Raw genomic sequence first — 1631 nt, 5'->3', positions numbered from 1 at the left:
GCTCACGCCGCTCCTACGCGTTACCGGAACGCCCGTTGCCGAGCATGGCTCGGCACCGCGCTGTTGCTCCCTCCCTTTGGCAAAGCCAAGGGGAGGGTTGGGGAGGGGTTGGCTTTTCGCCGCCTGATGCAGCTGGGGCTTCGCGGCTCACGCCGCTCCCACACCCGCCGGGAACACCCCTTTGCCGAGCATGGCTCGGCACTACATTTCGTTGCACCGGTGAAGCCCCTCGCCGTGCATGGCCCTGCACCACAATCGTGCGGGTTCTTGATATTAGTCATCGAGAAAGCAGGCCTGCTGCGCGGAACATGGAACTACCCCCGAAGCCGGATAGTTCGCACCATGCTCAGCCCCACCCAACGCGACCTGATCAAAGCCACCGTCCCCCTGCTGGAGACCGGCGGCGAAGCGCTGACCAAGCATTTCTACAACCGGATGCTGAGCCAGAGCGATGTCGCGCGCCCGCTGTTCAATCCCAAGCACCAGAGCAGTGGCGACCAGCCGCGTGCGCTGGCCAACTCGGTGCTGATGTATGCCAAGCACATCGATCGCCTGGAAGCGCTGGGTCCGCTGGTGGGTCAGATCGTCAACAAGCACGTTGCCCTGCAGATCCTGCCAGAGCACTACCCCATCGTCGGCCACCACCTGCTGGCCTCGATCCGCGAAGTGCTGGGCCCGGACATTGCCACCGACGAGATCATCGACGCCTGGGGCGCGGCCTACCAGATGCTGGCCGACCTGCTGATCGGCGCCGAGGAAGAAGTCTACGCAGCCAATGAGAAGGCCCCGGGCGGCTGGCGCGGCGCGCGCACGTTCCGCGTTGCCGAGAAGGTGCCCGAAAGTGCGGAGATCACCTCCTTCCACCTGGTCCCGGTCGATGGTGGCGCGGTGGTGAACTTCAAACCCGGCCAGTACATCGGCATGAAGCTGGAACTCGACGGCGAAGAAACCCGCCGCAACTATTCCTTGTCGCGCGCAGCCAATGGCGTCGGTTATCGCATCAGCGTCAAGCGCGAAGGCAACGGCAAGGTATCCAACCATCTGCACGACAAGGTGCAGGTAGGCGACACGCTGGAGCTGTTCGCCCCGGCCGGTGATTTCACCCTGGTTGCCAGCGAGCGCCCGGTCGCCTTCATCAGCGGTGGCGTCGGCATCACCCCGACCCTGCCGATGCTGGAACAGGCGCTGGCCAGCGGCCGTCAGGTGCATTTCATTCATTGCGCGCGCAATGGCCAGGTGCATGCCTTCCGCGAGTTCATCGCCGACAAGCAGAAGCAGCACCCGCAGCTGCATAGCTACACCTGCTACAGCGAGGCGCTGCCGGGCGATGCCGCCGACGCCGAAGGCTTCCTCAGCCGCGAACTGCTGGAGCAGTGGTTGCCCGCCGAGCGCGACGTCGACGCCTACTTCCTCGGCCCGAAGCCATTCATGGCGCAGGTGAAGAAGCTGCTGCGTGATGTCGGCGTGCCGGAAGCGCAGAGCCGCTACGAATTCTTTGGCCCGGCTGCGGCGTTGGAATCCTGAGCTGCGTCATCGCAATGTGTGAGAGGTAGAAGGCCGGCGGGGAAACCCGCCGGCCTTCTTTTTTGATGGCAGCTTCGCAAGCGCCAGCGGCAGCGCTAGGATTCGGC

1 protein-coding gene is annotated in these 1631 nt (G+C 64.5%); it reads left to right on the top strand.

Annotation, left to right across the window (positions count from 1 at the left end; all coding sequences use genetic code 11):
• Nucleotides 1-342 precede the first annotated feature (342 nt).
• Nucleotides 343-1524, top strand: coding sequence for an NO-inducible flavohemoprotein (hmpA, locus tag QMX78_RS21365; RefSeq protein WP_282273450.1), 1182 nt, complete (start codon nt 343-345; stop codon nt 1522-1524).
• Nucleotides 1525-1631: the final 107 nt, after the last annotated feature.

The sequence above is a fragment of the Stenotrophomonas sp. PS02298 genome (assembly GCF_029959445.1).
Classification (GTDB): Bacteria; Pseudomonadota; Gammaproteobacteria; order Xanthomonadales; family Xanthomonadaceae; genus Stenotrophomonas.
The sequence above is the reverse complement of the archived record's forward strand: the minus strand, read 5'-3'. Positions and strand labels throughout refer to the sequence as shown.